The organism is Bacillus cereus group sp. N24, assembly GCF_016483345.1.
Lineage (GTDB): Bacteria > Bacillota > Bacilli > Bacillales > Bacillaceae_G > Bacillus_A > Bacillus_A toyonensis.
In genome coordinates, this window is sequence record NZ_JAEHCA010000159.1 from 1 (window position 1) to 238 (window position 238).

The following is a 238-nucleotide window of genomic DNA, read 5'->3' on the forward strand; positions in this document are numbered from 1 at the left end:
GACGTAATGATGTCGCAACACCAAACACAGTCGCGAACACAGCTAACACATCAAATGTATGAGGAATTCGCCCATGTTCCCCGCCCTTAAATAACGGACCTACTGTCGCACTAATGGTACTTGCTTTTCCTTTTCTAAAAGTGAAGTACGCAATACATAACGCTACATACGCATATCGTCCCCAAGGATGTAATCCCCAATGGAAAAATGAAACACGCAGTGCAAGACGCGCACTTTC

General features: G+C 45.0%; 1 protein-coding gene. It reads right to left on the reverse strand.

Annotation, left to right across the window (positions count from 1 at the left end):
* Positions 1-238, reverse strand: a 238-nt coding sequence (locus tag JDS95_RS30840; protein ID WP_199691074.1) for a BCCT family transporter, incomplete at both ends; no start/stop codon positions are given.